The 26,585-nt window shown below is 53.8% G+C and carries 25 protein-coding genes; 5 read left to right on the plus strand and 20 right to left on the minus strand.

Annotated elements, in window-relative coordinates; translation table 11 throughout:
- Positions 1 to 49 precede the first annotated feature (49 nt).
- From DKB71_RS35090 to DKB71_RS35175, 18 genes are all read right to left on the minus strand, one after another.
- Positions 50 to 880 (minus strand): hypothetical protein, encoded by an 831-nt coding sequence (locus DKB71_RS35090; protein WP_408601191.1) that lies wholly within the window; start codon positions 878 to 880, stop codon positions 50 to 52.
- A 142-nt stretch (positions 881 to 1,022) separates the two neighbouring features.
- A complete protein-coding gene (locus tag DKB71_RS35095) occupies positions 1,023 to 2,171 on the minus strand; it encodes a hypothetical protein (protein WP_408601192.1) in 1,149 nt (382 codons plus the stop codon).
- Positions 2,172 to 2,222: 51 nt separating this feature from the next.
- Entirely contained in the window at positions 2,223 to 4,052 is a 1,830-nt protein-coding gene (locus tag DKB71_RS35100) for a LysM peptidoglycan-binding domain-containing protein (protein ID WP_408601193.1), read from the minus strand.
- A gap of 71 nt (positions 4,053 to 4,123) precedes the next feature.
- Positions 4,124 to 4,285: a hypothetical protein gene (locus DKB71_RS35105; RefSeq protein ID WP_408601194.1), complete on the minus strand. Its 162-nt coding sequence runs from the start codon at positions 4,283 to 4,285 to the stop codon at positions 4,124 to 4,126.
- Positions 4,275 to 5,120, minus strand: coding sequence for a hypothetical protein (locus DKB71_RS35110; protein ID WP_408601195.1), 846 nt, complete (start codon positions 5,118 to 5,120; stop codon positions 4,275 to 4,277). The genes DKB71_RS35105 and DKB71_RS35110 overlap by 11 nt, the downstream gene beginning before the upstream one ends.
- 66 nt (positions 5,121 to 5,186) lie before the next feature.
- Positions 5,187 to 5,456: a hypothetical protein gene (locus DKB71_RS35115; RefSeq protein WP_408601196.1), complete on the minus strand. Its 270-nt coding sequence runs from the start codon at positions 5,454 to 5,456 to the stop codon at positions 5,187 to 5,189.
- A gap of 199 nt (positions 5,457 to 5,655) precedes the next feature.
- Positions 5,656 to 6,693, minus strand: a complete 1,038-nt coding sequence (locus tag DKB71_RS35120) for an AI-2E family transporter (protein ID WP_408601197.1) — start codon at positions 6,691 to 6,693, stop codon at positions 5,656 to 5,658.
- A gap of 281 nt (positions 6,694 to 6,974) precedes the next feature.
- Entirely contained in the window at positions 6,975 to 7,409 is a 435-nt protein-coding gene (rnhA, locus tag DKB71_RS35125; RefSeq protein WP_408601198.1) for a ribonuclease HI, read from the minus strand.
- A 7-nt stretch (positions 7,410 to 7,416) separates the two neighbouring features.
- Positions 7,417 to 7,908, minus strand: a complete 492-nt coding sequence (locus DKB71_RS35130) for a hypothetical protein (protein ID WP_408601199.1) — start codon at positions 7,906 to 7,908, stop codon at positions 7,417 to 7,419.
- Between the two features lie 70 nt (positions 7,909 to 7,978).
- Positions 7,979 to 8,452, minus strand: a complete 474-nt coding sequence (locus DKB71_RS35135) for a hypothetical protein (protein ID WP_408601200.1) — start codon at positions 8,450 to 8,452, stop codon at positions 7,979 to 7,981.
- A gap of 54 nt (positions 8,453 to 8,506) precedes the next feature.
- Positions 8,507 to 9,352 carry a hypothetical protein gene (locus DKB71_RS35140; RefSeq protein ID WP_408601201.1) on the minus strand — a complete coding sequence of 282 codons (846 nt, stop codon included), beginning with the start codon at positions 9,350 to 9,352 and terminating at the stop codon, positions 8,507 to 8,509.
- Complete coding sequence (locus DKB71_RS35145; protein WP_408601202.1) at positions 9,337 to 10,623, minus strand: hypothetical protein; 1,287 nt, start codon at positions 10,621 to 10,623, stop codon at positions 9,337 to 9,339. Before DKB71_RS35145 ends, DKB71_RS35140 begins: the two co-directional genes overlap by 16 nt.
- Positions 10,620 to 11,240 (minus strand): condensin complex protein MksE, encoded by a 621-nt coding sequence (locus DKB71_RS35150; protein WP_408601203.1) that lies wholly within the window; start codon positions 11,238 to 11,240, stop codon positions 10,620 to 10,622. The genes DKB71_RS35145 and DKB71_RS35150 overlap by 4 nt, the downstream gene beginning before the upstream one ends.
- Positions 11,233 to 14,922, minus strand: a complete 3,690-nt coding sequence (locus DKB71_RS35155) for an ATP-binding protein (protein WP_408601204.1) — start codon at positions 14,920 to 14,922, stop codon at positions 11,233 to 11,235. Before DKB71_RS35155 ends, DKB71_RS35150 begins: the two co-directional genes overlap by 8 nt.
- A gap of 120 nt (positions 14,923 to 15,042) precedes the next feature.
- Positions 15,043 to 15,423: a hypothetical protein gene (locus DKB71_RS35160; RefSeq protein WP_408601205.1), complete on the minus strand. Its 381-nt coding sequence runs from the start codon at positions 15,421 to 15,423 to the stop codon at positions 15,043 to 15,045.
- 36 nt (positions 15,424 to 15,459) lie between these two features.
- The gene (locus DKB71_RS35165) at positions 15,460 to 17,061 is read right to left on the minus strand and encodes a hypothetical protein (RefSeq protein ID WP_408601207.1); all 1,602 of its coding nucleotides are present in this window, start codon (positions 17,059 to 17,061) and stop codon (positions 15,460 to 15,462) included.
- Positions 17,061 to 17,687, minus strand: a complete 627-nt coding sequence (locus tag DKB71_RS35170; protein WP_408601208.1) for an exonuclease domain-containing protein — start codon at positions 17,685 to 17,687, stop codon at positions 17,061 to 17,063. The genes DKB71_RS35165 and DKB71_RS35170 overlap by 1 nt, the downstream gene beginning before the upstream one ends.
- Positions 17,688 to 17,697: 10 nt before the next feature.
- Complete coding sequence (locus DKB71_RS35175) at positions 17,698 to 18,939, minus strand: hypothetical protein (RefSeq protein ID WP_408601209.1); 1,242 nt, start codon at positions 18,937 to 18,939, stop codon at positions 17,698 to 17,700.
- A gap of 138 nt (positions 18,940 to 19,077) precedes the next feature.
- On the opposite strand from DKB71_RS35175, the gene DKB71_RS35180 reads away from it, so the two are divergent.
- The 4 genes from DKB71_RS35180 (at position 19,078) to DKB71_RS35195 (ending at position 21,551) form a co-directional block, all read left to right on the plus strand.
- On the plus strand, positions 19,078 to 19,677 hold the full coding sequence (locus DKB71_RS35180) for a YfbR-like 5'-deoxynucleotidase (RefSeq protein ID WP_408601210.1): 600 nt from the start codon (positions 19,078 to 19,080) through the stop codon (positions 19,675 to 19,677).
- Between the two features lie 9 nt (positions 19,678 to 19,686).
- Positions 19,687 to 20,259, plus strand: coding sequence for an HAD family hydrolase (locus DKB71_RS35185; protein WP_408601211.1), 573 nt, complete (start codon positions 19,687 to 19,689; stop codon positions 20,257 to 20,259).
- 54 nt (positions 20,260 to 20,313) lie between these two features.
- Positions 20,314 to 20,862 (plus strand): hypothetical protein, encoded by a 549-nt coding sequence (locus DKB71_RS35190; RefSeq protein WP_408601212.1) that lies wholly within the window; start codon positions 20,314 to 20,316, stop codon positions 20,860 to 20,862.
- 77 nt (positions 20,863 to 20,939) lie between these two features.
- The gene (locus tag DKB71_RS35195; RefSeq protein WP_408601213.1) at positions 20,940 to 21,551 is read left to right on the plus strand and encodes a TerD family protein; all 612 of its coding nucleotides are present in this window, start codon (positions 20,940 to 20,942) and stop codon (positions 21,549 to 21,551) included.
- 53 nt (positions 21,552 to 21,604) lie between these two features.
- Here the strand turns inward: DKB71_RS35195 and ligA are convergent, their stop codons facing one another.
- Positions 21,605 to 23,620, minus strand: a complete 2,016-nt coding sequence (gene ligA, locus DKB71_RS35200; RefSeq protein ID WP_408601214.1) for an NAD-dependent DNA ligase LigA — start codon at positions 23,618 to 23,620, stop codon at positions 21,605 to 21,607.
- A gap of 133 nt (positions 23,621 to 23,753) precedes the next feature.
- On the opposite strand from ligA, the gene DKB71_RS35205 reads away from it, so the two are divergent.
- Complete coding sequence (locus DKB71_RS35205) at positions 23,754 to 25,640, plus strand: hypothetical protein (protein WP_408601215.1); 1,887 nt, start codon at positions 23,754 to 23,756, stop codon at positions 25,638 to 25,640.
- A 57-nt stretch (positions 25,641 to 25,697) separates the two neighbouring features.
- On the opposite strand, the gene DKB71_RS35210 is transcribed toward DKB71_RS35205, so the two are convergent.
- Positions 25,698 to 26,582 carry a hypothetical protein gene (locus DKB71_RS35210; protein ID WP_408601216.1) on the minus strand — a complete coding sequence of 295 codons (885 nt, stop codon included), beginning with the start codon at positions 26,580 to 26,582 and terminating at the stop codon, positions 25,698 to 25,700.
- Positions 26,583 to 26,585 lie beyond the last annotated feature (3 nt).

Here is a 26,585-nt window from a genome sequence, read left to right on the forward strand (position 1 = left end):
CTCTACAGCCAATTCGAATCCTTGGACTCGAATTGGCGTATTCGTTTACTTATTGGTCAGACAACACTAAACCAACTTTCTCGCTCGCTGCCTGAATCTCGAACATGTCGGTCATCAAAGCATTCAGCATGGTCTTGTTCTGAACAATGGTGTTGATCATCCCCACGGTATCAGTAGGGCAAGCATCTTTACGACCACACAGATCCAGCAAGCCCTGGGCTGTTCTGTAACCTATGGAGACCACACCATTCGACGTGTGGCTAGCGTAGGCTTTTACCATCGGCAGCCCGGCAGTTTTGCCGGAATTGTATGCATAAGCTACCTGAAGACCACCAGCAGTCGCCTCATCCAGCATGCCCATGAACTGACGGGCAGTGAGTTTTTTACTCAACTGCCAAGCCGGGAAGGCTGCTTTTTTGTAAGCATCCGTACCGTTCACGTAGGCGTTCTTGCAATGGATCGCTTCATGGGTCAGAACGGTTTCGTCTTTCAGAGCAGCCTCTGAGGTAAAGACAATGCCGCAAAAACGTTGACGCTTATCATTACCTGGAACCTTATTGCCAGTTAGCGCATAAGCTGCAACACCATTCTCCGCAGTCAGTTTTTCGCCAATCCGATCCATGAAGTACGAAACAGTGTTCACAGTCAGACCAGCTTTCGTGTAAACGGCAGCGTCCATGTCTTTAAGAATACGCGCCTTATCTTTCAGCGGGATGAAAACCGGCACTACTTCTGGCGGTAGCAGGTACTGTACTTTCTTATACAGTGCATCACCTTCCGAGCCAGTTTTGTAGATGTTTTCGGCATGGGCCGGCAAAGCTGCGGCCAGCATCAGAGCTGGAATCGCTAACTTCATCAATACTGTTTTAAACCGGGCCATGCTGAATCTCCTATTTGTTATGTCCAAGTATATAGTTTGTTGATTTTCTGTCAATACATATCTACTGTTATTTTGACATCAATAGCACAAACCAATTCGAATCCATGGATTGGCTATAACCCGGCCCGGATGGGTCGGTATTTCAGACTCCCAATTCACTGTAGAACATCCTGCCTTTCTGCTGTAATTCCATATTTGGGTGACCTCCAAGTGTTTTGGCGCTTACACCACAAGCTCTCAATTCATCAAAGATCCGATGCTGCTGGACTGGTGTGGCATAAAACAACTCCTGGTGATGCTCTATGAAAACCTTCGCCCATGGCTTTCGTGGCGGGGCTAGCCGCCATTCATCTCCAGCCACCAGATTCTCCATCCAAAATGCAGCTGGCTGGTGTGGTACCACAGTAGATTCCAAGCGCTTATCAATCGATTCACTGGATACCCTGGCCGGGCGATTGATCCATAGGTGTTTCACATGATTTTCAGAGATGCCAAGTGGATCCCCCGCGTGGATCTGATCGATGTCCAGGCCTAACAATTGCGAATAATTGTCGGCATTCTCAAAAAAAGCGAGTAGCTGCCATTCTGGCCAACTGGTGCGACTCTCTCCTGACATCGCCAGCACGCGCTCTACCGGAAACACCTGGGAGGCCGTAAACCGCCGCTCACCCACCAGATTGGACTCAACGATGCCAGACACTGCGCTGAGCCATATGGCCTCTCTCACGCGGGCTTCAGAGGCGCTGATCCAAATATCTGCACGAGGATCCGCCACCGATAACTCAGCACTTACAGCAGATGTCAGCAGCTCTGGAGTATCAAGACCCAGTAAGCTTTTGAACGCCCCCCATTCGTCTCTGGTAAGAGAGGCTCTACCCCGCTGGGCTAAACGCAAAAATACCAGTCTGGAATGCGGGACAACATCCTCGAGAATGTCATTCAAACTGAACTTCAACCGTTCATGCAGGCGAGACAGCAGCCTTGGCCCTTGGCCAAGAACATCGATCAGCTCCTTGAGGATCCCCTCCCCTGATTTTCCCTGGGAGGCTTTAAGCAGCCCATACAGGTACCGGTCGACCGTTACATCCTCAACCGAACGACCCCAGGCCGGCTTTTCAGTCACCTGATCCAAACGACGCAACTCCTCACCGAAGGAAAGCCAGAAATCAGGCTGCTTCGCGTTAGAGTCAAAAAGGAACGTGTCGGGATCAGTGTCTGGATTCGCCGCAGAATAGGACTGAAGGCTTGGCATCACGTAATGATGTTCAAACCGACTTTCAAAGGATTGCATTGATGAAGTCCCTAAAACGAAAGAGCCTGGCGCTAGGCCAGGCTCTCTAGGTTAGCCCATCGAGGGCGTGTCATCCATGATCTTGGCTCGCTGTGTAATCTCGTTCATGTAGAGCTTCATCGCCTTCTCGTCCGTATTGCTCGGCAAGGCCTGCGTCTCGATCATGTTCACAGCTGGAACCACCTTGCTCGACGCGTGCTCAACGCCCGTCGCCAACTTGGCAACATGTTCAGCGCCGGCAGCCGGGCTTGGCATGTCGATCACCAACTTCTGGTGATCGAAGATCAGGTTAGGGTTGTCCCCGATGATCTCTTTGTTGGTTTCGTACACGTGGTTCACCAGCTTCTGGATCTCCGCATTGCTGGCCTGGCCACCGTTGGCTTCGAGATGACGCTCAGCGATCTTCCACAGGCTGTCGCCGTGCTTCACCTCAACTGTTGGAGCAACTGGTGCTGAAGGTGCCGCTGGTGCCGCTGGATCAGTTGGCGTTGCACCTGCCACCGGAGTTGCACCGGCTACCGCAGGATCAGTGCTAGCCACTGTGTAACCAGCCGCAGAGTTCGCCGTTTCAGCATTATCCAGTGCAGCAAAGGACTTCGCTGGGTCAACACCATCGACAACACGTGGATCAACTGCCTCAGCAACAGAGCGCAGATGGTCAGATGCAGCCACACCAACGCTATGCGCCGCTTCCGACGCCACAGTTGCCGTCGTGTGAGCCACTTCCGTCACCGCAGCTACCGAGCTGTGCAGCAATGCGGCACTGTTCTCGGCAACCACATGGGCTGCGTCCTTCACGAAGTCGATGTTACCCAGAGCGACACCCAGGCCGACCAGGGCAACAACCTTACCTGCGGTTGCCCACTTGCTGTTGCTTACGGTCTCAGCTACGCCCTTAGCCTTATCGACCTTGGCGCGGACTTTGGCCTCGTCGATGTTGAACGTCTTGCTGACGAACTTGACCGACTTGTCTTCGAGCGTTTTGGCCAGGCCTTGCACGGTTGGGTTCTCGGCCAGTTTCGACGCGAGGAACGAGATACCGGTAACGCCGGCCTTGGCCACGATACCGCCCGTTGCGCAACCCACGATCAGGCCAGCCCATTTCAGCGAACGCTGAACCTTGTCGTTGCCGAGTGCCTCAACGATGGTCGCCTTGTGGCTCTTCAGGCGATCCAAGATGCCAGGGCCTTCGGTTTCGAAGTGGTAGTCATGAACCTGAGACATTGCCCAGTGATCCAGAACATCCTTCGGCATTTTGCTGATGGTTTTCTCGTCGTAGCCGGCCTTGACCATCAGGTCTTTGCCCGACTCCAGCTCAGCAAGCGCCTGCGCCTGCTTGGTGTACTCAGGGTAGGCTTCGAGCACCACCTTGGACATTTCTGCGCTCAGCGCAATGTTGCCCAGCGTCAGCGGCAGGACATCTTTCGAGTGCTTACCGAGCTTGTCGGAAACAGCCTTGATACCGACTTCTTCGTCACCCTTCTTAAGGGCACGAAGCCAGACGATTTGTGCAGTCTTGATCGCGGTGGCATCTGCCATGTCCATTGGCTCGGCCAGCTCATCAAGCGGCGTTGGAGGATTCAGCTTACGCTTGGAGTCCTCGACGTGCTGCAGGCCTTCTTCCAGGAGCGCTTCTTGCTTGGCCTTGAAGCCGGCGATCATTTCTTCCATACGAGCATCGTACTCTGCCTGACTTTTGGCAGCAGCTTCGTTGGCGATCTCTTCAGCAGTTTTGCCTGGTGCAGGCTCGGCAGCTGGTGCCTCAGGCACAGGCACGGCGTTAGCGATTGCCTGGACTGCTTCGTCAACAGGCTTTGCCGCGACCTCCTCCACGGAGACTGGCTTAGACTTATCTTCACTGATGTTTTGAGCCTGGCTCATGGAGTAACTCCTGTTTTTATTATTCTGCGTACTATCAGCCTACCATAGGCATTTTTGTCAATTGAAGCGTTTTATTTAGCCGGCATGTTTTCTTTCGGCGATGCCGGTAAGAGCCCAAAAAACGAATCAACAATATCTGCTGCCCTGTCAAAACCGTCGAGCTTTTGACCCACTTCTTTGAACACATCCTGGACTTCACGTTGCTCTGGCGTGGCTGGCTTATCACCTAGCATTTTGCATTCCTTCGAAAGAGTAATTGGCCTGTTTTTGCTGTAGTTTTGCGAGGCCATTGTACTCCGGATTCCCTGCCGCGATCACCAGTTCACGCTCGATAATGTTCCTGCGACGGTCGATACCGGCTGCAATCGATGTCTTGATTCCCTGGGCACCAAGCCAACCATCCACCCGCTCAAAGCTATCGACCAATCGATCCATCTTCTTGAGGTAAATCTGGTTGATGCCTTTCGTAACTGCGGTCGCAGAGAAACCAGCTCTGAGCGCCCAGGCAGCGCCAGCCTTGGCCTGGTAGTGACTCGATACGAGCCCCTTGTTCAGCGACTTAACCGCCACGCTGACCTTAACCCTGTTCTCTTTGCTCGGGTCTTGCTTAAAGGCTTCCATGGCAGCTATGAGCTTCCTGGAACGTTTTTCAACTTCAATCGAAGAGTCGACAATTTTACGGAATGTCTGACGCATTCTCTTCGTCAGCCAGTCATCGACCATTGCTCCCAGGACGGTGCCGTAGGGCCGGCGAGCTTCATGCGCCTGATGCAGAGGCTTGTTCATCCGGTTGGCGATTTCATTGCGAGCCATCAGCTTCGCAGCAAAGTCCAGGTTGCGCTGGGACTTCGGTATCAGCGCTATCTCCGCCAATGCGTACTGATCAAACCGACCGTGAAACTCGAAAGAGATGCTCAGAATCTCCTCAGCACAGCCCTGTAAAACCTGTTCAAGATCGTACTGGCTGATGTCTTGAGGACTAACGCTCATGAGCGCAGCCAGCTCGTTGTGGTTGCGCTTAACGAAATCGGCCAAGGCCGTCTGGAAGTAGGGATTGTGGGCAGACATCGAATTTCCTCATGTGCATGCTCAACAATTGCACATGAGGAAGGGTGGCATCAAATGCCCGTTTGCTTAAGCGGCAGCCTCTGCCACCTGGCATGACTCGAGCAGGCCGAACTCCATAGCCTCTTCGGCCTGGCGGTGCTTGATCGATTTGGAGTGGTCGGGTGCTTTGCACATACCGCAGCTGCAGATAGTCCGGGTCTGGACGCGCATGCCGATTTCGCGAGGAGTGAGAGCGCGTTCCTGGTACCAATCGCGCTTCACACGGTCTTCCATGCGGAAGGCCTGCTTACGGCGCATGCCACGGTTACCACGAAGTTCGCTTTTGAGCTGATCCATACTGATACCCCTTAATCTGTGTTAAGTGCCGGGTTTCGTCGCCTTGCAGCTGCCCCCTTAAGGCAATGCAGTTGGTTTCATAGGATGCGGAGAAAGTGGCGACCACGATCCTAATCAGTGAGGTCAATTTACCACAAATGTTCTGGCAAATAAAAAGCCCACCGCTGTGGGTGGGCCTTTCACCAGCAAAATCAGCTGATCACACCTTGGACTTTTGCATCCAATCGTTCAGCAAGCTGTAAGCCACAGCCAACAGGGTTGGGCCAAGGAAAATGCCCATGAAGCCGAAGGCTAACATGCCCCCGAAAATGCCGATCAGCACCACGATCAGCGGCAGAGTACCGCCACGGCTGATTAGGATCGGTTTCAGAATGTTGTCGACACCGCTGACAACCACAACACACCAGATACCGAGGAACGCCGCCATACCGTATTCGCCCTGGTACGCCATCCAGCCTACAGCCGGCAGCCATACAAGCGGTGGGCCCATCGGAATCAAGCTCAGGAAGAATGTCGCGATACCAAGGAACAGTGCCCCCGGAACGCCGGCAATCGCAAAACCGATCAGTGCCAAGACAGCCTGAGCAGCAGCCGTACCGATAACGCCGTTGACCACGGACTGAATGCTTGACCCAACCAGGTTCACGTAGTGCCCTGAGCGGCTTCCAATCAATCGCGCCAGCAGGGCATTCACAAAACTAGCGATCTGCGTCCCGCTACGGTAGAAAAAGAATACCAGCACCAAGCTCAAAGCAAGTTCTGCCATCCCACGGCCTACCTGGGCAGTGCGGGCCAGCAACCAGGTGCTTACGTCGCCAGCATACGGACGGAATCGCGCAATGATGTCTGCCCCCTCCTTGTCTACCCTTACCCACACCTCAGTGGCCTTGGCGCCCACCAGAGGGACGTTGTTGAGCCAAGTAGGCGCCGGTGGCAAACCATCGACCCACAGCCCCTTGATCAGCTCCATAGCCGGCCTGGTGTGCTCACCGATGTTGATTGCAAAAAAGAGCAGCGGCACGGCGACGATGAGTACCCAGAAACCAGTCAGCAAGCTTGCCGCCAGAGTTTCGCGGCCATTGCATTTGCGAGTCAGCCACGTCATCACTGGCCACGTCGAAAAGGCCAAGACACTGGCCCAGAACAAGGCAGGCAGGAATGGCGCCAGCACCAGGAAACTGGCTACCAGCAACGCCAGCAGCAAAATGAGTGAGATCACTCGGTCGTTCAGGGACATCCAACAAACTCCGTCAATTAGTGGGCTTCGTTTATATCACGAGACACAAAGAATCCACAGAAAAGGCTAATTCTGGGGACTTTGTACCATCCGGCACTTGCGCAGAATCAAAAAAAGCCCCAGAGCGGGGCTTTCTTGCGTCATTTCCGGCGTGAGCCACTCTTGTCCCGATCTCCAAAGCCAAAGACCAGGCGGTACAAGAAACAAATCAGGAAAATTGACGAACCTACCAAATAGCTAGCGATTAGGAAGCGAGCTAGCTCAGGGTGCATACGTTGACCTCACTGAAACTCTGCGCAGCCCAGGTTCGCCAGCTGGTCGGCTCGCTCGTTACCTGGATCGCCGGTATGCCCGCGCACCCAAAGCCACTCGATGGAATGGCCGGCAATGGCCGCATCCAGGCGTTTCCACAAATCCACGTTCTTCACCGGCTCCTTTGATGCCGTTCGCCAGCCGCGCTTCTTCCAGCCGGCCATCCACTCGTTGAGGCCTTTGATCACATACTGGGAGTCTGTGGTCAGTTTCACCTGAGAGCCTGCCGGCAAGGCCTCAATGGCGGTAATTGCGCCCAGCAGCTCCATCCGGTTGTTCGTGGTCAGCTTCTCTCCACCGTGGTGCTCGGTCGTTACGCCGTCTACGGTTAAGACGACCCCCCAACCGCCCGGCCCAGGATTTCCCTTGCAGGCGCCATCGGTATACGCGACAACTTGTGGCATCGGCACCTCAGTGCAAGATCGAGCGAAGCGCGATGTCGGCTTCTCTCAAAGAAACGGAAAATTGTGAAGGCTGGGCCGTGTGGAGCCCATCGCAGTGGAAATCTTTGAGGGACAAGCCCTGACTTCCGATATTCGCAAAGCCCAGACCATGTTTCTCGCACATTTCGGACGCAAATGGTCTTACTTCATGGTTGAAGTACAACATGAACCCTTCATCGCCGTGCCGTTCTTTACGGAATCCGCCCACTTCACCTTTGGAATCGGCTTCGAGCAAAATGCTGTTGATTACAGCCTCGTCGATCAGACCATCTTCCTCTTTAACCCGGTTAACGAAAAAGAGTGGAAGAGTGTCCTTCTGATCAGGATCTTCGTTGAAGGCCCTGAGGTCTTTCAGGAAGCGTTGGGCGCTAACACTGAGTGTACTGCCCAATTGGGACGAGTTAACCTCTTCGCCAAACTCTACAAACTGGCGAAGTATTTCATGCTTCGATACGGTCATTGGTTGATTCTCCATTACGGCCCCGATTATAGCGGTTCTACGATGGCAGTCAATTGCCATCAAGCAGACACTAAGGGGCAATTTCCTGAATTATTTGGTACATGATTCTGGCATCTTCCTGAGAGTTATTCGGGAACACTCTCTCCAGAGCTTCTTCGTAGATTGCGGCGACTACGTCTGCGTCAAAAACGTCGGTGATGATCACAATCTCAAACGCTCTCTGTACGCCTACGTCGTTGAACAGCTTGTCGACCCACCGCTTGTCGGAGACAGCATCGATGAGAAGGGTCTGCCCCTTGAATTCAAGGTTCATAGAGCGGCAGACCAGGAAGGGATCATGCCCATCATCGATCAGTTTGTCTCGGCTGAGGCCGTGAAGCTCCTCGGCTGCATCATCCCAATGTGTCCAGTATTCGAGTGGACAGATGATGCGCCCCCAGCTTCTCCCTTCAGGGCCTGCGACTCCTATGCTGACTGGGAAAGAGCCCTTGTCAGCTTCGGATCCTGAAGACTCGACATCCATGACCAATCTCAAATTCGACATCTGGGAATCACCCTTCCTAGGCAGACAAAACGTTACGCTCGACAGTAAACTAAATCAGTTCAGCATAGGAAGTGATTTTTTCACTAATCGCTCTTGTGGTAGAGCCTTTCCGTGCTTTTTTATGACACTCCAAATTTGCTGTAGCGAGGGGTCAACTAGATTGTCTAACACCCCTACAGCACCAGAAATTTGAAGAGCAAATCGTTCGGAGTTGCCTTTCGCCACTAGTGCGTCAAGCTCGCCTGTCGGAGGCGCGACCATCGAGACAAATCCTGGTAGCGATTTGGCAATGACGATGCCCTGCGGATCGTAGTCAACGAAGGCAAAAACCGGAAGTCCTACCGCCTCCAGCAACGCCTTGGAATTATCGTTCTGGTAGACAGGGTCTCCCCGATACAGCACCAGAGGATTACCCTCCAATCCTTGGATCAGAGCAACATGATCCGAATCCTCGAAGCATTCCCAGTTCTCAATCACCAGCACCGAGTCGTGCCGGGCGTGCTCAGCGACCCAGCGCCAATTGACGTCAAGGTTCGATCCCGGTGGGAGCGACAAGCTACCATGAGAAAACATCAATGGCCTGTCGACCAAGGTCTTGATTGCCACGCGCTCATCTCGCACCCGGCGACTCGAATCCTTCTCGTTGTTGCTGATTTTTGAGGCTTCAGCCCGAGTTAGATCGTTCAAGGTGTCAGGATCTGTGCGCCAGTCCATACCTCCCTGGGACATCAAGAAACCCTTGATTCGCTCAATCTCACTGAGCTGGAAAAGGCGCTTTGTACCCAACCGACGCCCTAGACCATACTCTTCGCAAAACTCCTCTAACCCCTTACTGCAAGGGTACTCTTCACGACCCCCTTGGCAGATCAGCAAGAGCGTCTTCTTCAGGCTCTTTTGCATGCACTTATATCCCAGACTAGTACGTTCCCGCTTCTCACATCCTCGGGCTCAGTCATCCGAGTGATGGTCAGACCGTCGATCAGCGGAGCGCCTGCGTTTTTACGGCTATCGATGGTGCTCATCAAGCACAGCAAAGTTATTTTTGGGTCGATGGTTGCGAGTTCCGGCGTCGAGGCAAGGAACTCTCTGGCCGAAACAGGCTTCTCTGAATCGTTCGCCGCTTTCAGGTAGTTGATGATCGCTGCCTCTACCGGAGTGACCTTGATTTCCACGACCTCTACCGCATCGTCCTCGATCAAGACCCCAACGCTCCTCACCTTACGAGGGACTGCATTGAGAGACGGGATGGTGCGAGCGGTATCAATCAAACCTTCACTGATTTCGTCGCGGCTCAAATCCGGGCTGGCTGTAATCGCAATCCCAGAGGACAGGTAAGCCCAGTCCGGAATGTACGGATACTCTTCCGCATCACGGGGTTGATACCCAGGGTTCTTTTGAAGGAACAAACCCATCGAACGAATTCGTTTGGCGACCTGGCCGATTTTGCGCTCTTTATCCAAGAAGGCTTTCAGCACACTGGTAATATCGAGCAAGATCGCACGCCACCCGGACAAGCGATCCACAATATGGCGATAGTACACAGTGTTCAGCGGTTCAAACGCCAACGACGATTCTAGAACATCCAGGAAGTCACGATTCTGCAACGCTGTAAGCGTGTCATCGATTTTCTTCATCAACGACAGGTAATAATCATTCTGTCGCAGTTTTTCTTTGTAGGTCTGCACATTGGCGAAGTTGTTGTCGGTCAGCATTCGAACACGCATGAGCAGGCCATCAACCTCCTCCGACATTTCAAACACAGCGGCGTCGAAGTCACTCAGGTAGATTTCTTGGTCATCTGTACGACCTTCATCTCTCGCCTTACTGAACTCCTCGACCAAAGTACTTAAGCGGTAAATCTGATCCGCGAAATTGGAGGACACGGTGTAGTTACGGAACCGCTGGAACACCTCATCGAGATGCTTGCTCAGCGTGCTACCCAGGCGGAAGGACTCCTCCCGCATACCGTCTGGACGCATGACGCGGAACTGTTGCAGCCGGCGAACTGACTTTTGGTTCTGCTCAGTCAGCCCAACCGTACCCCCGCAGTAGGCATCGGCGATGAGGTGTCGGTCTTTGTACAGCATCTCGATGTACGCCACGATGTCATCATGGCTTTGATTGCCCGTCCGCGTGCCGCCCTTCCCCGTCGCCTCAATCAGCTCGTTCATGCCGAAACCTTACGAGCATCGAACGCCTCGTCTTCCTGGCTGATCTGGTCGTGCTGCATCAGGAAGCCGATCACTTCCTGAACGTATTCAACCTTACCGGTGAACTGGAAGATCTCCTCCTCCTTGTTCACCTCCTCCAGGTAACCTTCGTTCTTGAATTTCTTCAAGATGCGCTCAAGCCGCTGGCGATCCGAGCCGTCTACGGCAATAGACTTGGTCTGGTTGGCTACCATCCTCAGCGCCTCGGTGAGGCTTGGGTTCTGCGCGATGATGTTCATCATCTTGTTCGTCTCGACCTTCTCACCGGGCGAGATCGCGTTGTCATCGCGAGCGGTACGCATGACCAAGTCGAGGAACGAAATCAGGGGGCGCAGGTTGTTTTTCAGATCCACGAACAATGCCTTCGCGGCCTTTTTGCCTTGATCGTCCAGGTCAGCATGCGTCACGAAGAACGCCATCTCCGATCCGGTCTTGGCCAGGCGCAAGTCGATCTGGCGCAGGTAAGCATCAACCTTCGCAAAATTGTCCGCGTCACTCAGGTAGGTGTGACCGTCATGGAAACTGACTTTGCAGATGAACTTGCCGGAGATCAGTTGGGTAACGATACGGTTAAACATTGGCGGCTACCTCGTGAAGGTTCAGCTCATTGCTGGCAACGACCGTGGTCACAAGGCGACGGTCAGCGTCGATGCTGTACGCATTTTTGAACAGCATGAGTGTCTCTGCGTCCGGGTCAGGGAACGCACTCACCAGGGTGATGTTGTTCTGGCTCAGGAGCTTTCCAAGACCATAGATATTGCCACTATCGATTGCCTTCAACTCGTCCAACGACCAGACCAGGTTGATCGGGACGTTGCGGCGGATACGGTTCAGGAACGCGATGAAGATGATCACCAGCACGAGATAGGACAGACCGTTGGAAGACACGTTGTCCAGATCGGCAGAGTTCTTGAACGTCCGGATGTTGCCGTTTTCTACGACTTCCCCGCGTATCTGTACCAAATTCTTGAAATCGGCGTTGATACCGTTTTTCATCTCCCAGTGTTCCAGGAGACCTTCGAGCATCTGCACGAATTCCATATCTGGCAGGTCATCGCTCGCGATAGACCAGTCCCGACGCGCATCGACCAGGCGTTTCACAGTCGGCCAGAATTTCAGCTCGTCCACGGTCGAAATGATCGATACCGTCAAGCCGGAGAGGCTCTCGAAGCACGTGCTGTTATCCAGGTACTTCTGCAGCTCACGGTTAAAGCTGTTGATGCGGTTGCTGAAGGTGCTCAGCTTACGGTGGAACAGTTCGATCTCAGCAGTGATGGTGCGGACTTCAACCATCAAGATCTGCTTCATATCGCTATGACGCGTTTCGAACCACTCCTTGAAGATCTCCAGCCACTCCAGGCCAGTGTCAGAAGAGACACGTTTTGCCGCTTCCTGCATGTAGTCGAACGGCGGAGTGTTGATCTGCTGGTTAAAGCTTTTCCTGATCTGCTGGACGTAGCCACTGATCTTCTTGAGCAGGGACTTCTCAGCCTCGAGCGATTCACCCAGCACGGACATCAATGCTTCGGTTGTCCAGGTTGGGTCGTAGGCATCAATTGCCGCATCGGTAAAGCCAGACAGACGCTCCAGGCCCAGGGTAACCTGGCCCGCCTCTTTGGCCAGCGAGGCTACCAACTGATCGGCAGCAGTAGCGGTCGCATTAAGCTCTTCGCTTTTAAGTTTCCACGCCGCTTCGAGTGAAGTGATCTCACCTGCCAGCGCAGCCTCTTTGGCGGTCGCCGCTTGTGCCTGCTGGTCGTAGCCTTCGCGCAGCGGATACTCGTTTTTAACCCACACTTTGTACTGGGTCACTACCTGCCAGGCGTCACGGCTCAGCTGGAGTTCCGCTTTAAGGCGCTCGTGCTCAGTTTTAAGCTGGTTGATCTTGTCGACGTCAGCACCTTCCTTACGGAGCGCCTCGTCGCGTTCTGCATTGCATTCCTGAATCGCGTTGGAATGCGCCAGCTCGCGGTTGCGGAGCGCGGTTGCGATTCGGGTCTTACCACTTTCTCGATCAGCTACAGCTCTCGAGCGGGACTGGGTAAGAGCGTTGCGGCGCAAAGCCTTCTCTTGGGAGAGGTGATCCTGGAACTGGCTCAATGCATCATTGGCCGCATCCAGATTGGCTTGAGCTTTAACCAGAGCAGCATCTGCCAGCGATTGGGCTTCGCCGAGACTCTTTTTGTGTTCAAACTTCAGGGCTGTAAGCTCAGTCTCAGCGACCTGAACCTGCGAAATCGCCTCCAGTCTGGCTTTGGCAGCGTCGTTATCCGACTTGGTAGCCGCTTTCAGCGCAACAGCGATCTCCGCCTTGTCACCTTCGCACTTCAACTTACCAGCTTGCAGGCCGGACAGGACGTCACGAGCTTCTTCGATCTGGGTAAGCACCAGGCTTTCATCGGACAGCTCGGTAGGCTGCAAGACATCCAGGTCAATCCGAAGGCCGAAGATGCTGTGAGCATTTTCCACCAGTTCTGGATTGAGGTCGGTACGCTGGAGAATGTCCTCACGCAATACCTTGGCAATATCATGCTTCCATTCCGGCAGCTCGTTACGCAGAAGGTGCAGCAACGTGCCTTCTTTTGGCGTGTGAGCAAGCTGGATTTGTTCGATCAGCGTTTCCTGTTCACCACTTTTCTTGATGTGCTTGAGGATGGCTGCGTCGACCGCTTCGTCATCCTTGCGGACACGCTCAAGAGCCTGGGTTGCAACACGGTTCTTCTCAACGGCTTCGTCACGCACGCGGCGCAGCTTGGTAACTTCGTCGTCTTTGGTGTTCACCCGCTGGATTACATCCGCGTCAGCCTGTGGCCGGGCCGCGTTTTGGCGGGCGGTACCGAGCTCAATGCTTGCGGCCTGGACTGCGTTTTTAAGCGTGACGTGTTTAGCTTGTGCGTCGGACTCCGCTTTGGCCTCTTGCTCTTCGTAGAGAGCCTCGGCCTTGGCGATCAGGTCTTCACACAGCTGAGCGATGCTGTCGATCTCGGCGCGAAGGCGCACACGGTCGCTCTCAAGCTCGCCAGCGAGGTTTACCTTGATCTGCTCATACTTGGCCCCAATAACAGCGAAGGAGCCCTCCAGCGCAGCCAGGCGGCTTTCAATGGTCTCCAGATCAGACTTCAACTGCTGGGCATTGTCGACACGCGCAATCTTCCCGGTGATGTCATCAGCCTGGTACTGCTCATAGAGTTCAGTCAGAGCCGTAACCTTGCCGGTCAGCTCTTTAACTTCGATCTCGGCCCGAACGCGGTTTTTCTCGATTTCGGACACGCTTTGGGTGTGCTGTGATGCGCCAGTATCGCGGGCCTCACGAGAAGTTGTTGCGGTTTTGCTGGCTTTAGCCTCTTCGGTGGCAAGATGGCCGGCCAGAAGCTTCAGCTTGGATTTTACGCCCGACAGGGTCTCGCGAACCTGACCGTAGTTTTCACGCTCCTCTGCGGCCTTGTGCATCACAGGCTGCATGCCCATGACTGCGGTGTAAGCGCGGTAGTGACGTGGCCACTCTTCGATCTTGCGACGGTCACTGCGAATGCTTTGTGCGCTGTCGGCGCCGGCGTCTTCGGATACACAGTCGACAACAATCGACTGAAGCACCTCGAAGTTGGCTTTACGGGAGAACATGCCGAGCACGATCTTATCGACGTGGTTCAGCGGGGTACCGTAGCGCGAGAAGGCATAGTCTGCGCTCAAGCGCTTGATGTAATCCTGTTGCTTGCGATCAGACGAGCTCGGCTTCGAGTACTGAATCACAGCTTTGTAGTCGGCGTAGTTCTCGATCTGGTGCAGGCTGCACTCGACACCCAGCTCGCTCAAGCGGGCGCGGAAGTCGCGGTTTTTGACCAGTTCGTCGTTGTCGAGCACGAACAGCTTCTTGTCATACCCGCTGCGGACAAAGCGGTAAAACACCTTGTCGCTGGACGTGTTGCTGTAGGCCACAACCAGGCGCAGAGAGCCGTCATCACGCTGGTATTCGAAAACGATGTAACTCGTTGCGTTCGGCAGGTAGTACTCGATGAACGAGTCTTTGCCTGGCGAGACCAGCTTGTTCGGGTTAACCCCGTAAAACAGAGGCAGGAACTGAAGCATCGAGGTCTTACCACGACCGTTACGACCAGTGATTACAGCACCGCCATCGGTCACCAGCTCAGTGATACGCCCCTTGGCCAGGGAGTCGATCAGGAAGACTCGATTGATCTTGAACCCACTTTGGGTATCGGCCTTGGCCGGCATCATAGCGTTGTGACCGTCAGGCAATTCCACGGTGCTTTCTGTACTGGTGTCCATAACCTACCTTAACGAAAAAACCCCTCATGAGGGGTATGAATTGGAATGATGTCAATATACAGCAATTGTTGCTGAAATTAAAGACTTTCCGGGGTTTTACCAGTACGTATAGGCGGCATTTTTCATGAATGGTTCGAGCAGCAGATTGTCCTCGCTGCCCGTCTTCAGGGCAGAGAGAATTTGCTGTCTGTGGGTACGCCGCAACGGGCGTTCGCAGAACACATTCGTGAATGCGGACGGGGCTTTTCGCATAGCGTTACGCGAGAGTGGCTGGCCTGCGTCGGAGTGAAGCTTGATTCGCTTCATCTCCAGGAAGCCCTGGTAAGTCTTGGCACCTTTGATCCAGCGGCGGACAAAGAGCGAGGAGTGATGAGTAGGGTTGGAGGCTGCCCGCTGGGTTTCCCGTTCAAAGCCAACACGGTTCTCAAAGAACCAATCCTTGAATTGCTCGTCCCGGCGCCTAAGCGTTCTAGCCATGCCCTGCTCTACCCCTTGTACCTTGCTCCCTCTACTTTAAATGCAGAGATCCTCGGTAAACAACTTTTTGCGCAAGTACAGGTTCTTCCAATTGGAATCACGAACAAACTCCTCAGTGAAGATGTCCGGGTAGAGCTTCGCAAAGGCGTCAAAGGTGACCGGATCGAAGTTCCTGATTGCGTCCATCGTGCGTGGATCTTTCCAGGTGCTGAGGAAATCGTCCCTGAGATGAATTGCAATCACGTGGCAATCTGGCTCCGCATGGCCGTAAGCGATGAGCTCCAGATGAGTCAGGTGATCGCGCTTTAACTCCAGCAGGTCGTACGCATCAATGCCGTGGTGGTAAATCATTAGCGCAGACACAAGCTTGGTCGCAGGCTCATGCGTCTTCAGGGTTGCGATGAGCTCTTTCTGCCTTGTCAGCAGCGCAAAAAGTACTGCGTTACAGTCGATCTTCAGCGACTTCATGAACTGTAGAGCGTCTTCTTCCGTCATGAATGGCTCTGGTACTGCGGTTCCGGCGATATCCCGAAGCTTGTTCAAGAATGCAGCGCCACCGTGTTCCGCCACAAACTCCGCCACCGAAACACCGTTAACCTGTAGAGCCCTGAGCAGCATTTTCCCGCGCTTTTCGCTCAATGGGTGTTCCAAGGCAAACCGGCGTCGAACTGAATCGTTCATCGTCTCTAGCAGCGAATGCCCCGCGCCGCGAATGCTCTCAAGGTCGAACGATTCGACGTCGCCCAAAATGCTATGGTGCACCGTAACCCTTACATCCAGGCTGTTGCACGCTTTGTGGTAACGCTCGACGTCCACCTCGTACAGCGCCGAGAGGATATTGGTAGAAGCGGTTTTTTTGAACACCTGAGTTGCGAGGTCAACAACCCGATCATCAGAGTCGGTCAACTCCGGGTTCGGGTAGTTGTACAGCTCACGCTCCAGCTTAAACATTTCCGGAAATTGCGCCATCCACCTCAGTGCCTCTTGGGAGCCCTCTTTCCCTCCTACTGCACTCATCAAGCACAACGCATCAGTCACTACAGCGCCATGGCTACGTTCGCTTAATAGGTAACCCGATTCCACCATGTTCTGGATGAGCCCAGAACAAATCCGTGTAGCCATCGACGCCAGCGCCAAATCCTTTTTACTGGTCGCCCTGTAGGAAACGTGCCCCTCAGGCTCGTTCAGTAGGTGCCCCATCATCTGCGCCAAGCCGTTCTCGCTGTCCACGATGCCGCCAGCTTCAACGCACTCAATAGCGTTGTAGATATAGGGCTTTTCGGTACCACCTGAGATCAGGAATGAGAGCCCGGCCAGGATCTGCTCTTGCAATCGAATTGGGTTCGGGTTGATGCTCAGGCAGTGATGCAGAATTTTGGCCTGTACTACGTAATACAGCCGCCGCTCAAGCAGAATACCAATTTCAGTCTGGATCCTTTCCCGCAAGATTGATTGCTGGGCAATCGAGATGTCCAGGGCCTGAAACTTCGCTGCAAGATCTGGTATCAGCTCTTCCAGCTTTGTGGCTGCTTTATCCTGCCTGGTGAAATTGGCGTCACTCGTTAATACGCCGATGAGGCTCTTCAGCTCCATTACCTGGAGTGCTGTATCGCGGATCTTTTCCCTGGACGAGAGCATCAGAAGAAGCCCTTTCCTGCGTTGACGTTGTTCAGTGAAGGCCTATCACGCCAAATGCTCTCCGACCGTCCAAACGCAACCGGCAGCAGCTGAGCGATGTTCTTGGCGTCGTCGATGCCCCGGTGTGCCGTGCCCACAAACTGAAGGTTTTCGTAGCGCAAGGCTTTACCCAGGCCCGGCGAGTGCCGCTTCAAGCCCAAAGCATCCGCGTATACCTGCTTCACGTTCAGGTGATTTCTCTGAGAGATACCAGGCGCCGGCAGCTTCAGTAGCGATGCATTGCGATCAAATTGCTTTTTGTCGTAGGCACCCCAACTGCCCCAGCCGGCCACTGGGCCGAAGGACGATGCGCACTGCTCAAGCCAGGCATCAAGTGTAGTCATCGCCTCTGCGAATCCTGGAGCTGTATCGACGTCACTCTGAGTAATAGTCGTCAGCTTGGTGCAAAAAGCGGACAGTTGTGGGTGCACAACTGGCTTGATGTACGTCTGAAACTCAGAAATGATCTTTAGGTCTTGATCGACGAGGCAAGCACCAATCTCGATAATTTCCATTTGGTCGCGATCAAATTGTGGTTCATCGCAGGTGGCCTCAAGATCAATGAGGCAGAATGTATTGTTCGACATTTTAGTTCCTTTAAACTCCTAGTTCCAAAGTGAATACCTTACCCTTCACGGCATTGCTTTTCAAGCGCGGAAGTATTGATTTATCTGATGTTTTTTCATATAGCTTTGCCAATATGTTGTCGGCCTGATCATCTTCGAATCTGCAAACCTGCTTGATGACTTTTTCCATTGGAAGTGACTTTAATAGCTCACCTACCATTGTGTTCACGTATACAACTTTCGGGTCTTCATAGTTGCACAGGTCAACAGCCAACTCAGTGAGAAACCCAGACTCTCCAAGCTCTTCAAGATCCATTATCTTGCCGGCGCCCTGCCCCAGGACTCCGCAATAGAACAACTGAGCGGCCTGTCGAGTAGAAAAGTTAATTTTGCCTACGATTTCAGACATGAGCTCGCACTGGCTGGCATGGTGAGTCTCAAAATGGGCGTCGATCAGGTTCCGTGGCAGTAGCGCCAGCGACGTAAGGTCGCGCAGAAACTCAAGCCCAGACGTTTCGATGTATGCCATGACCTTCGGAAGCTCCATCAGCCCATCATCCCAAACCGTATTGAACGTCACACCGATACCCTGCTGGGCTCTCGTACGACCATCGATTGAGAACATGCCAAGCAGCTTTTCATGAATTTCACTGAAACTCATTTCCAGGGTTCCGTGAATGTTCTGCCTGACCTTGTGGCTGTCTTCATACTTCTGCAACTGAAGGTAGATTCTATCAAGACCTCGCTTGCTTTCTCGAAGTGCTCCAGCAATCCTCTTAACCATCTTAGGATCGTCGGCTTTTACGTATTCCATCAGCTTTCGCTGTTCATTCACGGTATGGAAAACCTGATAGATATCAAGAAACTCCTTGCTCTCAAAAATAGCGAAATCATCAAGTGGAACGCGCCGCAGCTCTGGAAATTTGACGTAATAGCCGCACTCAAAACCATCCATGTGATTGTTAATCGCTTGGCGGTTTGATCTTGCAAGTGTCCCGACCACCCATGTCACCATTGATTTATAGTCAGGCGCCGGAGCCGAAAGGGAGATCGCTATTATTTTCTCAATGGCACTCTTATAAACCTCGCGATCCATCGTGGGGAAAAGGTGCTTGGCCTCTAAAAGCTCTTCTGCCGTATGACCTTCAGAAATCACGAGCAAAATGAAGTCCTGGCACTGCTTGATCAGTGCTCTCACCCCTTCCTGTTCAATTTCTGGCGGGGAGCCCAGGTCGTGGCTACCAAGCGAGAAAACTACATTTTCACTGATCATTTAGCTTGTTCCGAAGGTCTTGTCATGGCCCAGTATAGGCCGTGCGCCAGACCCCCAACAAAGGGAAATCGCCCACCCCGGCGACATTTTCTATGATATGTTCTTCCTTTCTAAGAGCGTTCACATAAGGCGCCGACCATGATTGATCTCACTGGCTTTCCTATCTCCAACGCAGCACACAGCTCTGATGTAGGCCGATGGCACATCGTCGGCGCTCGCCGCAGACAATCGCTTGCAGAGCACTCGTTCAACGTGCCAATGTTTGCCACCTACCTGGTCGCAGCTGTCCACCCTGAAATCAGCGAGAGCGATCAGTTGCTGATGCTCTACGGCGGTATGTGGCACGATCAGGCGGAGAACAAGTCCGGTGACATCCCAACGCCGGCCAAACGTTATGTCGAGAAGTTTTTCCCCAAGGGGCAATCTCCTTTCGATGTCCTCGATGCTGCCATGTGCCCTCCCTACGCACGGCTCAAGACCAAGCTCGATGGGACTTACCTCGAAGTGATCCTGAAGCTGGCGGACATTATGGATGCTGCTCACTTCATCTCGACTGCAGGTAACGGAAACGAAGCAACACGCATCTGTGAAGAGCGTTGTAGAGCGTTTGCATCCTATGTCGACATAGGCAAAGCTAAGTGGCCCGAGCTAAACTGGGACGGCGCCCACACGGTGCTGCATGACTTGCTACACGGCGAGCCAGAGAGCCTCTCTTTCGATGAACTCTTAAGCCATTGAGGTTGGCCAGTGAAACGACTGATCATTTTTGACTTGGACGATACGCTGCTTCACGCAGAGCGTAAGCCCTTCGATCTGGCTCAGCTCCAGACCGAAAGCTTCTATATCGCCGTTCGCCCCGGCATAACCTCGATGCTGGAGCGTTTGTCGCCCCATTATGACTTCGTGATCTGGAGCAACACCGACCGGGCCTCCATCGATGAGAAGATCGCCGACGTCTGGCCCAAGCATATCCCCCTCGTTGACATCTTCTGCGATAAAAACAGCAGCAAGCGCCACAACAACGGCCAGGGTGAGCATTTCTTTAAGGAGGTTTGGAAGGTCATCAAGCGCCATCCCCAGTACACACTGGGCTCGGTGCTTGGGATCGAGGACAAGCCGGAAACCTTCGTGCGCAACTACGGCAATGTGATCCGGGTGTCACCCTTCTCCGGAGCCCCTGACCGGGAACTCGACGACCTCACTGATTATTTGCTCTCAATTGCCACGCACCCAAATTATAGAACGCTGGAGAAGCGGCACTGGAAAGCCGACCTCCGAAGGGCTCGGTATTACGAGGACGAAGAGACTCCGAACCCATAAGCTCAATTTTGATCCACCGCTACCGCCCCAACAAATCCTTTGCATAGGTGCCCCATGCTCGCACAGCCTCAACATCCCATTCACTACGCCTTCGGCATTGTTAGTCATGCTCCATCCGTGATGGAGGCTTGGGTTCACGAGCGCCTACTGATCAAAATTCAATACCATGTGCTCTACTTGGCCGTATTCTTCTATGCCGGGTACATCTACGCAGGTATGGGTATGGCCACCGATCTCGCGGGGATTGGCATCCTGAGCACCTTCCTCATGTCACTGCCGGCACAAGTCCTCAACGGAAAAAAATTCAGCCTGGAGCTCGTCAGCGACTCTTACTTCAACGCGGTGTTGGCTTTCCACGGATTTTTTCTCACGTATTTCATCGCGTACAACATCGTCACCCTCTTGGCCGCGTATTTCGGATCCTGGACGCTGGGCACGAGCAATGCCCTGATCTCCCTATCCACCTCCCTCATGATCGGGTACAGCATCCAGCTGGCGGTCACCTCGAACTACAAGCTCAGATGGTTCTTTGTACCCCTGGTATCTATCGGTCTTGGGTATGGGATGTTCAGAGCGCTTTCCACAGCTGGACTGCCTCATTAAAACGATTGCAAAGAATTGCCAAAACCTGCGGAAATGGTAGATAATTCAGGCTCAATCAAACATGGAGCAGTACCCAGATGACCAATGTTGTCGCGAGCATTTCGCTTAAGAAGAAGGAAAAACTCAGCCTGCGTAAGGTTGCTCCAGGTCTGAGCCGTGTACGAGTTGCCATCACATGGCGTGCCGTCCAAGGCCAGGAAGTCGACCTCGACCTGAGTGGGTTTATGCTGAACGATAAAGATCGCATCCTCACCCAGCAGGACTTCATTTATTATGGGCAGGAAATCTCTCCAGACGGCTCTGTCCATTACCTGGGCGACAACCGCAAGGGCTCGGTGGATGACGGCAGTGGCTCGCTAGGTGACAGCGAGGCAATCAAAGTAAACCTCGACGACGTCCCGGAGCGGGTCAAGCGAATCGTCTTCGCCGTAACCATCGACGGTGCTGACGAGAAACGCCAGAAGTTCAAGCACGCCTCTGAAGCTGTCGCTAGACTGTTCAACGACGTGACCGGTGCCGAAATTGCTCGTTTCCCTCTGGAAGGTGATTTCAAAGAAGATTCGGCCATGCTGATGGTTGATCTGCATCGTGAAGGCGACAGCTGGGACTTCAACCCGATTGGCCAGGGTTTTAAAGGCCACCTCGGCGACATCTGCAATTCATACGGCCTGGACATCGGTTACAACTGATTTCCTCAGCCATAAAAAAAGGAGCGCTAAGCGCTCCTTTTTGTTGCCTTTAGTTAGCTTAGAAGCGCCAACAATCCAGCCTCGTCGAGTCTATCAACACCCAGGTCTTTGGCGGTCGTCAGTTTCTTACCGGATTTGCCGCTAGGATCAAAACCGGCGATCAGCGCGGTGGTTTTCTTGGAGACCGATCCGGATACCTTCGCACCGCACGCTTCCAGCTTGGCTACGGCTTGATCGCGGCTCATTGTTTCCAGAGTCCCGGTGATGACATACACCTTGCCCGCCAGAGACGTTCCGCGTGCCGCTTTGGCCTGCAGGACTACGCCCAACGCAAACATGCGCTCAGCCATCATGCGGATCTGTGCGCCAGGCGCCAGCGCCTTCAGGATCGAAGTGGCGGTGATGTCGCCAACGTCATCCAGGGCGATCAGATCTTCGTAGGTCGCAGCACACAGCGCATCGAAGTCAGCGAAGTTCAGCGACAGAATCTTGCTTGTGCCCAAGCCTACCTGCCGGATGCCCAATGCGAAGATGAAGCGCTGCATGGTTGGATTCTTGGCAGCTTCGATAGCCGCGATCAGGTTGGTAGCACCCTTCTCTGCATAGGAAGGCAGGCTCAACACCTGGTCAACCGTAAGTGCGAAGACATCGGCAAGATCGTGCACCAGGCCCATTTCGCAAAGGGCCGAAACGGTGCTTTCACCCAAGCCGTCGATATCCAGCAGGGTACGACCGGCAGCGTGCAGAATTTTCTCTTCGCGCTGGGCCGAGCAATTGTAGTCGCCAGTGCAGTATAGGGTCGACTTGTCCATGATCGTTGGCGAGCCGCAGCAAGGGCATGCTGTTGGTGCCTCAACGCGCTTGGCATCAGCCGAACGCTCAGCTTCAACCACGCCCATGAAGTGAGGAATCACGTCGCCGGCGCGATGGATGATGCCCATGTCATTGATGTGCAGGTTGTAAAGACCAACGCGCTTGAAGTTGAACAGCGTTGCATTGCTGACGGTTGTTCCGCCAATCGCTACTGGCTGCAGGCGTGCCACTGGCGTCAACTGCCCAGTACGACCTACCTGGGTTTCCACGTCCAGCAGTGGGGTCATGGCTTCTTCAGAAGGGAATTTCCACGCCCGCGCCCAGCGAGGCTCACGAGACACGAAACCAAGCTCCAACTGATCGGCAATGGCGTTGACCTTGAACACCACACCGTCGATGGCGTAATCAAGGTCGGGACGCTTTTCCAGGATCTCAGCATGAGCCTTCTTGGCTTCCTCGAAGCCTTTAACGATCTTGATGTCCTTGGTGACCGGGATACCCCACGACGCAAGGGCCTCCATCGCCTCAGTATGAGTTTCGAAGCTCTTACCTGGGGCCTGTGCCAGCACATAGGCGCAAAACACCATAGGTCGTTTAGCAGCGGTGCCCGAGTCCAGCTGACGCATGGAACCAGCTGCGGCGTTCCGGACGTTGGCAGCAGGCTTGATGCCGCGCTCGATCAATTGCTCGTTCATGAGCTCGAAGCCCTTACGAGACATGTACGCCTCACCGCGCACTTCCAGAAACGCCGGAAAGTCACCTTTCAGCTTCAGAGGAACGTTGCGGATCGTTTTGACGTTGTGCGTGATGTCTTCGCCGGTGCTGCCATCGCCGCGTGTGGCCGCTTGCGTGAGAATGCCATCGATCCATTTGATGGAGCAGGCCAGGCCGTCGAGCTTTGGCTCTACAGAATACTCGACTTCATTCGCCCCGATCTCATCACGAACGTTGGAATCGAAATCGATGAAGTCCTCGTCGGCGAAGGCGTTACCCAGGCTGAGCATTGGCACGTCATGGGTTACGGGCGCCAGCTCGCTGACCTTGTACCCGCCAACCTTCTGGGTCGGTGAATTTTCGTCTGCGTATTCCTGGTTCTCACGCTCCAGCTTCAGCAGGCGCTGGAATTTCTTGTCATAGTCCGCGTCCGTGATTTTTGGCTCATCGAGGACGTGATAGTCGTAGTTGTGCAGTTCTAGTTCTGCACGCAGTTGCAGGATTTCTTCCAGAACGGAGTTTGGTGCGGATTCGACTTCCATTTGCTTCCCTTGAGGATGGATTTTACCCTGGAAATGCTACCGTAAATTGGATTTTTGTCAATTCATGCTTATCGTTGTGCGAAAGCCTGATCCAAAGGGATAATGCTTAAAACTCTTCCTTCAGGAGCCGCACATGGCCGACTCGATTGATACCGAGATTTCCAACCTTCTTCAACGGGCACTGAAAGAGGGGCGCGAGGACGTCGCTAACGCATTGCGTCACCTTACCCCGGTTTCCGAACTGGCGAAGTCTCTCGCCACCACTTTGAAGCCAAGCGCCCACTTCACTGATGAATGGCGCGGCCTCTTAACCCGCAAGACCTACGGCCTGTTGGATGGCAGGGCTCTTACCTCCACAGCGCTGATGCAGAATGGGGAGTACAGAGAGTTCCTGCTCAAGAAGCTACAAGGTCTGTCAGGGCAGGAAAGTGCTCACCACCTGACCCACGGCCTCATCTCTGCTGGCTTGCACTCTGAGGCGCTTCAGGGGCTCTCCAGCGATGAGGAGATCAAGTCGTTCAAGGCGTACTTCCAACAATATCTGAATAATGTCTTACCTCACTCTCAGTTCTTGTTCTACACCGAAACCGGTCAAGACCACTCGAACACACGAGATACCATCAAAATCCTGGACATGCTGGACTTGGATTTTCCGTCGACCTTCACGCCGTCTAATTATCCCGATCCAAAAAACGACAACACCAAGCCATGGGGTGATCAGCGCATTGAAATGAACATTGAGCTGGTCGGTTCAGTGATGACAGAGCTCAAGCTTTCTGTGCCTCAGCTAAGCACTGCACCTGGTGGTGGCTACAAGTGGTTGGAAGCGGATCTTCCAGCAGCTGTCACCCTGGAAAATCAGCGTGTCCAGAAGCTTGGCGGCTGGCACAAGGAAAACTTCCCGAGGTTTCTGCCTGTGATCGTTCCTGAGTCAAGTCTCGGCGACATGTTGGCACAAGGGGCAATTCCAGTTTGCCCACTGAAAACCGTTCATTTCACGTCCAACCGGGGGGCCGGCTTTGACACGACGGAGCCAAGCAGGGAGTTTGTTCCGGTAACGCCGAATCATAGGGTGACGGACAAAGATATCCGCCTCGCGTTTTCATTCTTTCCTCCCCAACTGGTAACCGGCCTTATCGAGAACGACTCACAGAGTCTGGTGATGATCCCGTTACAAACGATCCCTCTGCTCGCGCCGACGAGTCCAAACATCGCGGATTCACTGAAGGCTGCAGTACGATTCCATCGACCAGAGTTGCTGATCAGTGATCAAAGCCGGGTGACCGGTGATTACACGAAAAACAGCCCGCTACCGCTTTACCTCAAGGGCTTTAAGATCCGGCAAGGGGAATACAGCCACCTGGACATCACTGACAACCTTAGCAGGCACCCTGATTTTATCGATTCACTCCTGCCTGCTGAGGTAGACAAACTTGCCAAATACTTCGTAGTCAAGAAGGAGTACGGTCGGGATTTCAATAGGTTCTATGTAAATGAGCAAAGCGGTTTGACCACCCCTGAAAACGTGGCCCTGGCAAAACGCTCGATTGAAGCCCTTACCAATGCAATTGGGTACCCGCCAGCCGTTCACTATCGTGGATCACCGGAGTTCATCAAGGCCCTGGCAGAAGCCAAAGTCTACAGCTGTGACCGCTCCATATTCAGCAACCATAAAAATATGAGTGGGGACTGGTACTCCACTGCTGAAGGCGTTCGTTGCGGCGGCACCATCGGGGAGACTGGCGGATTCGGCGAGTACGCTGATATGCCGTTCGACGAGCTGGTCATTAAGGGTACTCGCTTGAAAGACCCGGCCACCGGCTTCAACAAGCAGAAACAGGTCATCCTAGGCATCCTCGACCGCTACCCGCTTGAGGACGTTGTAGGCCTGGCGAAAACCGATGCTCAGTACAGGTTCCTGATGGACAACTTCGACCTGATGCCGGTAAGGCACTTGCTGCCGAAGCGCCTTGAGCTGGTTGTGGCTGGTAAGCAGTTCTCGAGCGAGCTTGGGTTCTGATCAGCGCGCTCCAAACGACAACGCTCCCCTCGGGGAGCGTTTTTGTGCCTGGTGACTTCAGATGGCCAGGGAGTGCATGAAGGCTTTTGCGCGTACCTGCAAACTTTGGATGCTCTCCACAGCCGACTCCAGGCCAAGCTTAAAGGCCATCAACCTGAGCTCGTCAGTGTTCAGTTGATTGGTGATCGCTTCGTCATCCATGGCAAGGATCTCGCCGATAACCACCACGGCAGCGCTACGGTGCTTGGTTACCAGCTCCTCGCTATCGCCGTCGAACTTAGACCGCTTGATCATGTGCCTCATGACCGACGCCCAGTTATCCGGGGTGCCACGATAGCCGATACTGGCAGCAATGTTCTTAAGCACTACGTCCTTTGCCCTTGGGGTAACGGCGTACTCTCGCGCCCGGCTGAAGGATTGGTTTGAACAGTGCACAGATACCAGATCTTCAGCATAAGGCTTCCACAGTACCGGGATCTTCACCAACACCTCGTCATCCAGGGAGGCGAAGACCTGCAGCATGGAATGCTTTTCCGACCGCTTCAGCATCTGCCCAATGATGTCCAGGCCAAGCTTGGGCCGGTCATTGGTCAACGCGTGGGTAAGGCTCGATTGCCAAAGATCGGCAGTCGTCGTCTCAAGCGCGCCCTGGAGCGACCACATCTTGAGTTGCGTCCTGGCGAACGTTTCAGACATGTACTTCATGGTGGACAGGAAAACTCCCTTCCCCATACCTGTCGTTCGAGTCACGGTGTCAATCAGGGCCCTGTAGGCGCCCTCGTCCACGTCGTGACAAATGTCATGACCACTGACCAGCAAGGTCTTACTGATACCCACTGACCTGTATGGGTTGGAGGCGACATTGAGAATCCATGCGTCGAATTCACCGTTCAGCCTGCTCCCAGGACTCAGCTTGCGGCCAATTTCTCCACTTAACGTCACACC

Origin of the sequence: Pseudomonas sp. PLMAX, from assembly GCF_046042685.1 — a bacterium.
GTDB lineage: Bacteria > Pseudomonadota > Gammaproteobacteria > Pseudomonadales > Pseudomonadaceae > Aquipseudomonas > Aquipseudomonas putida_AE.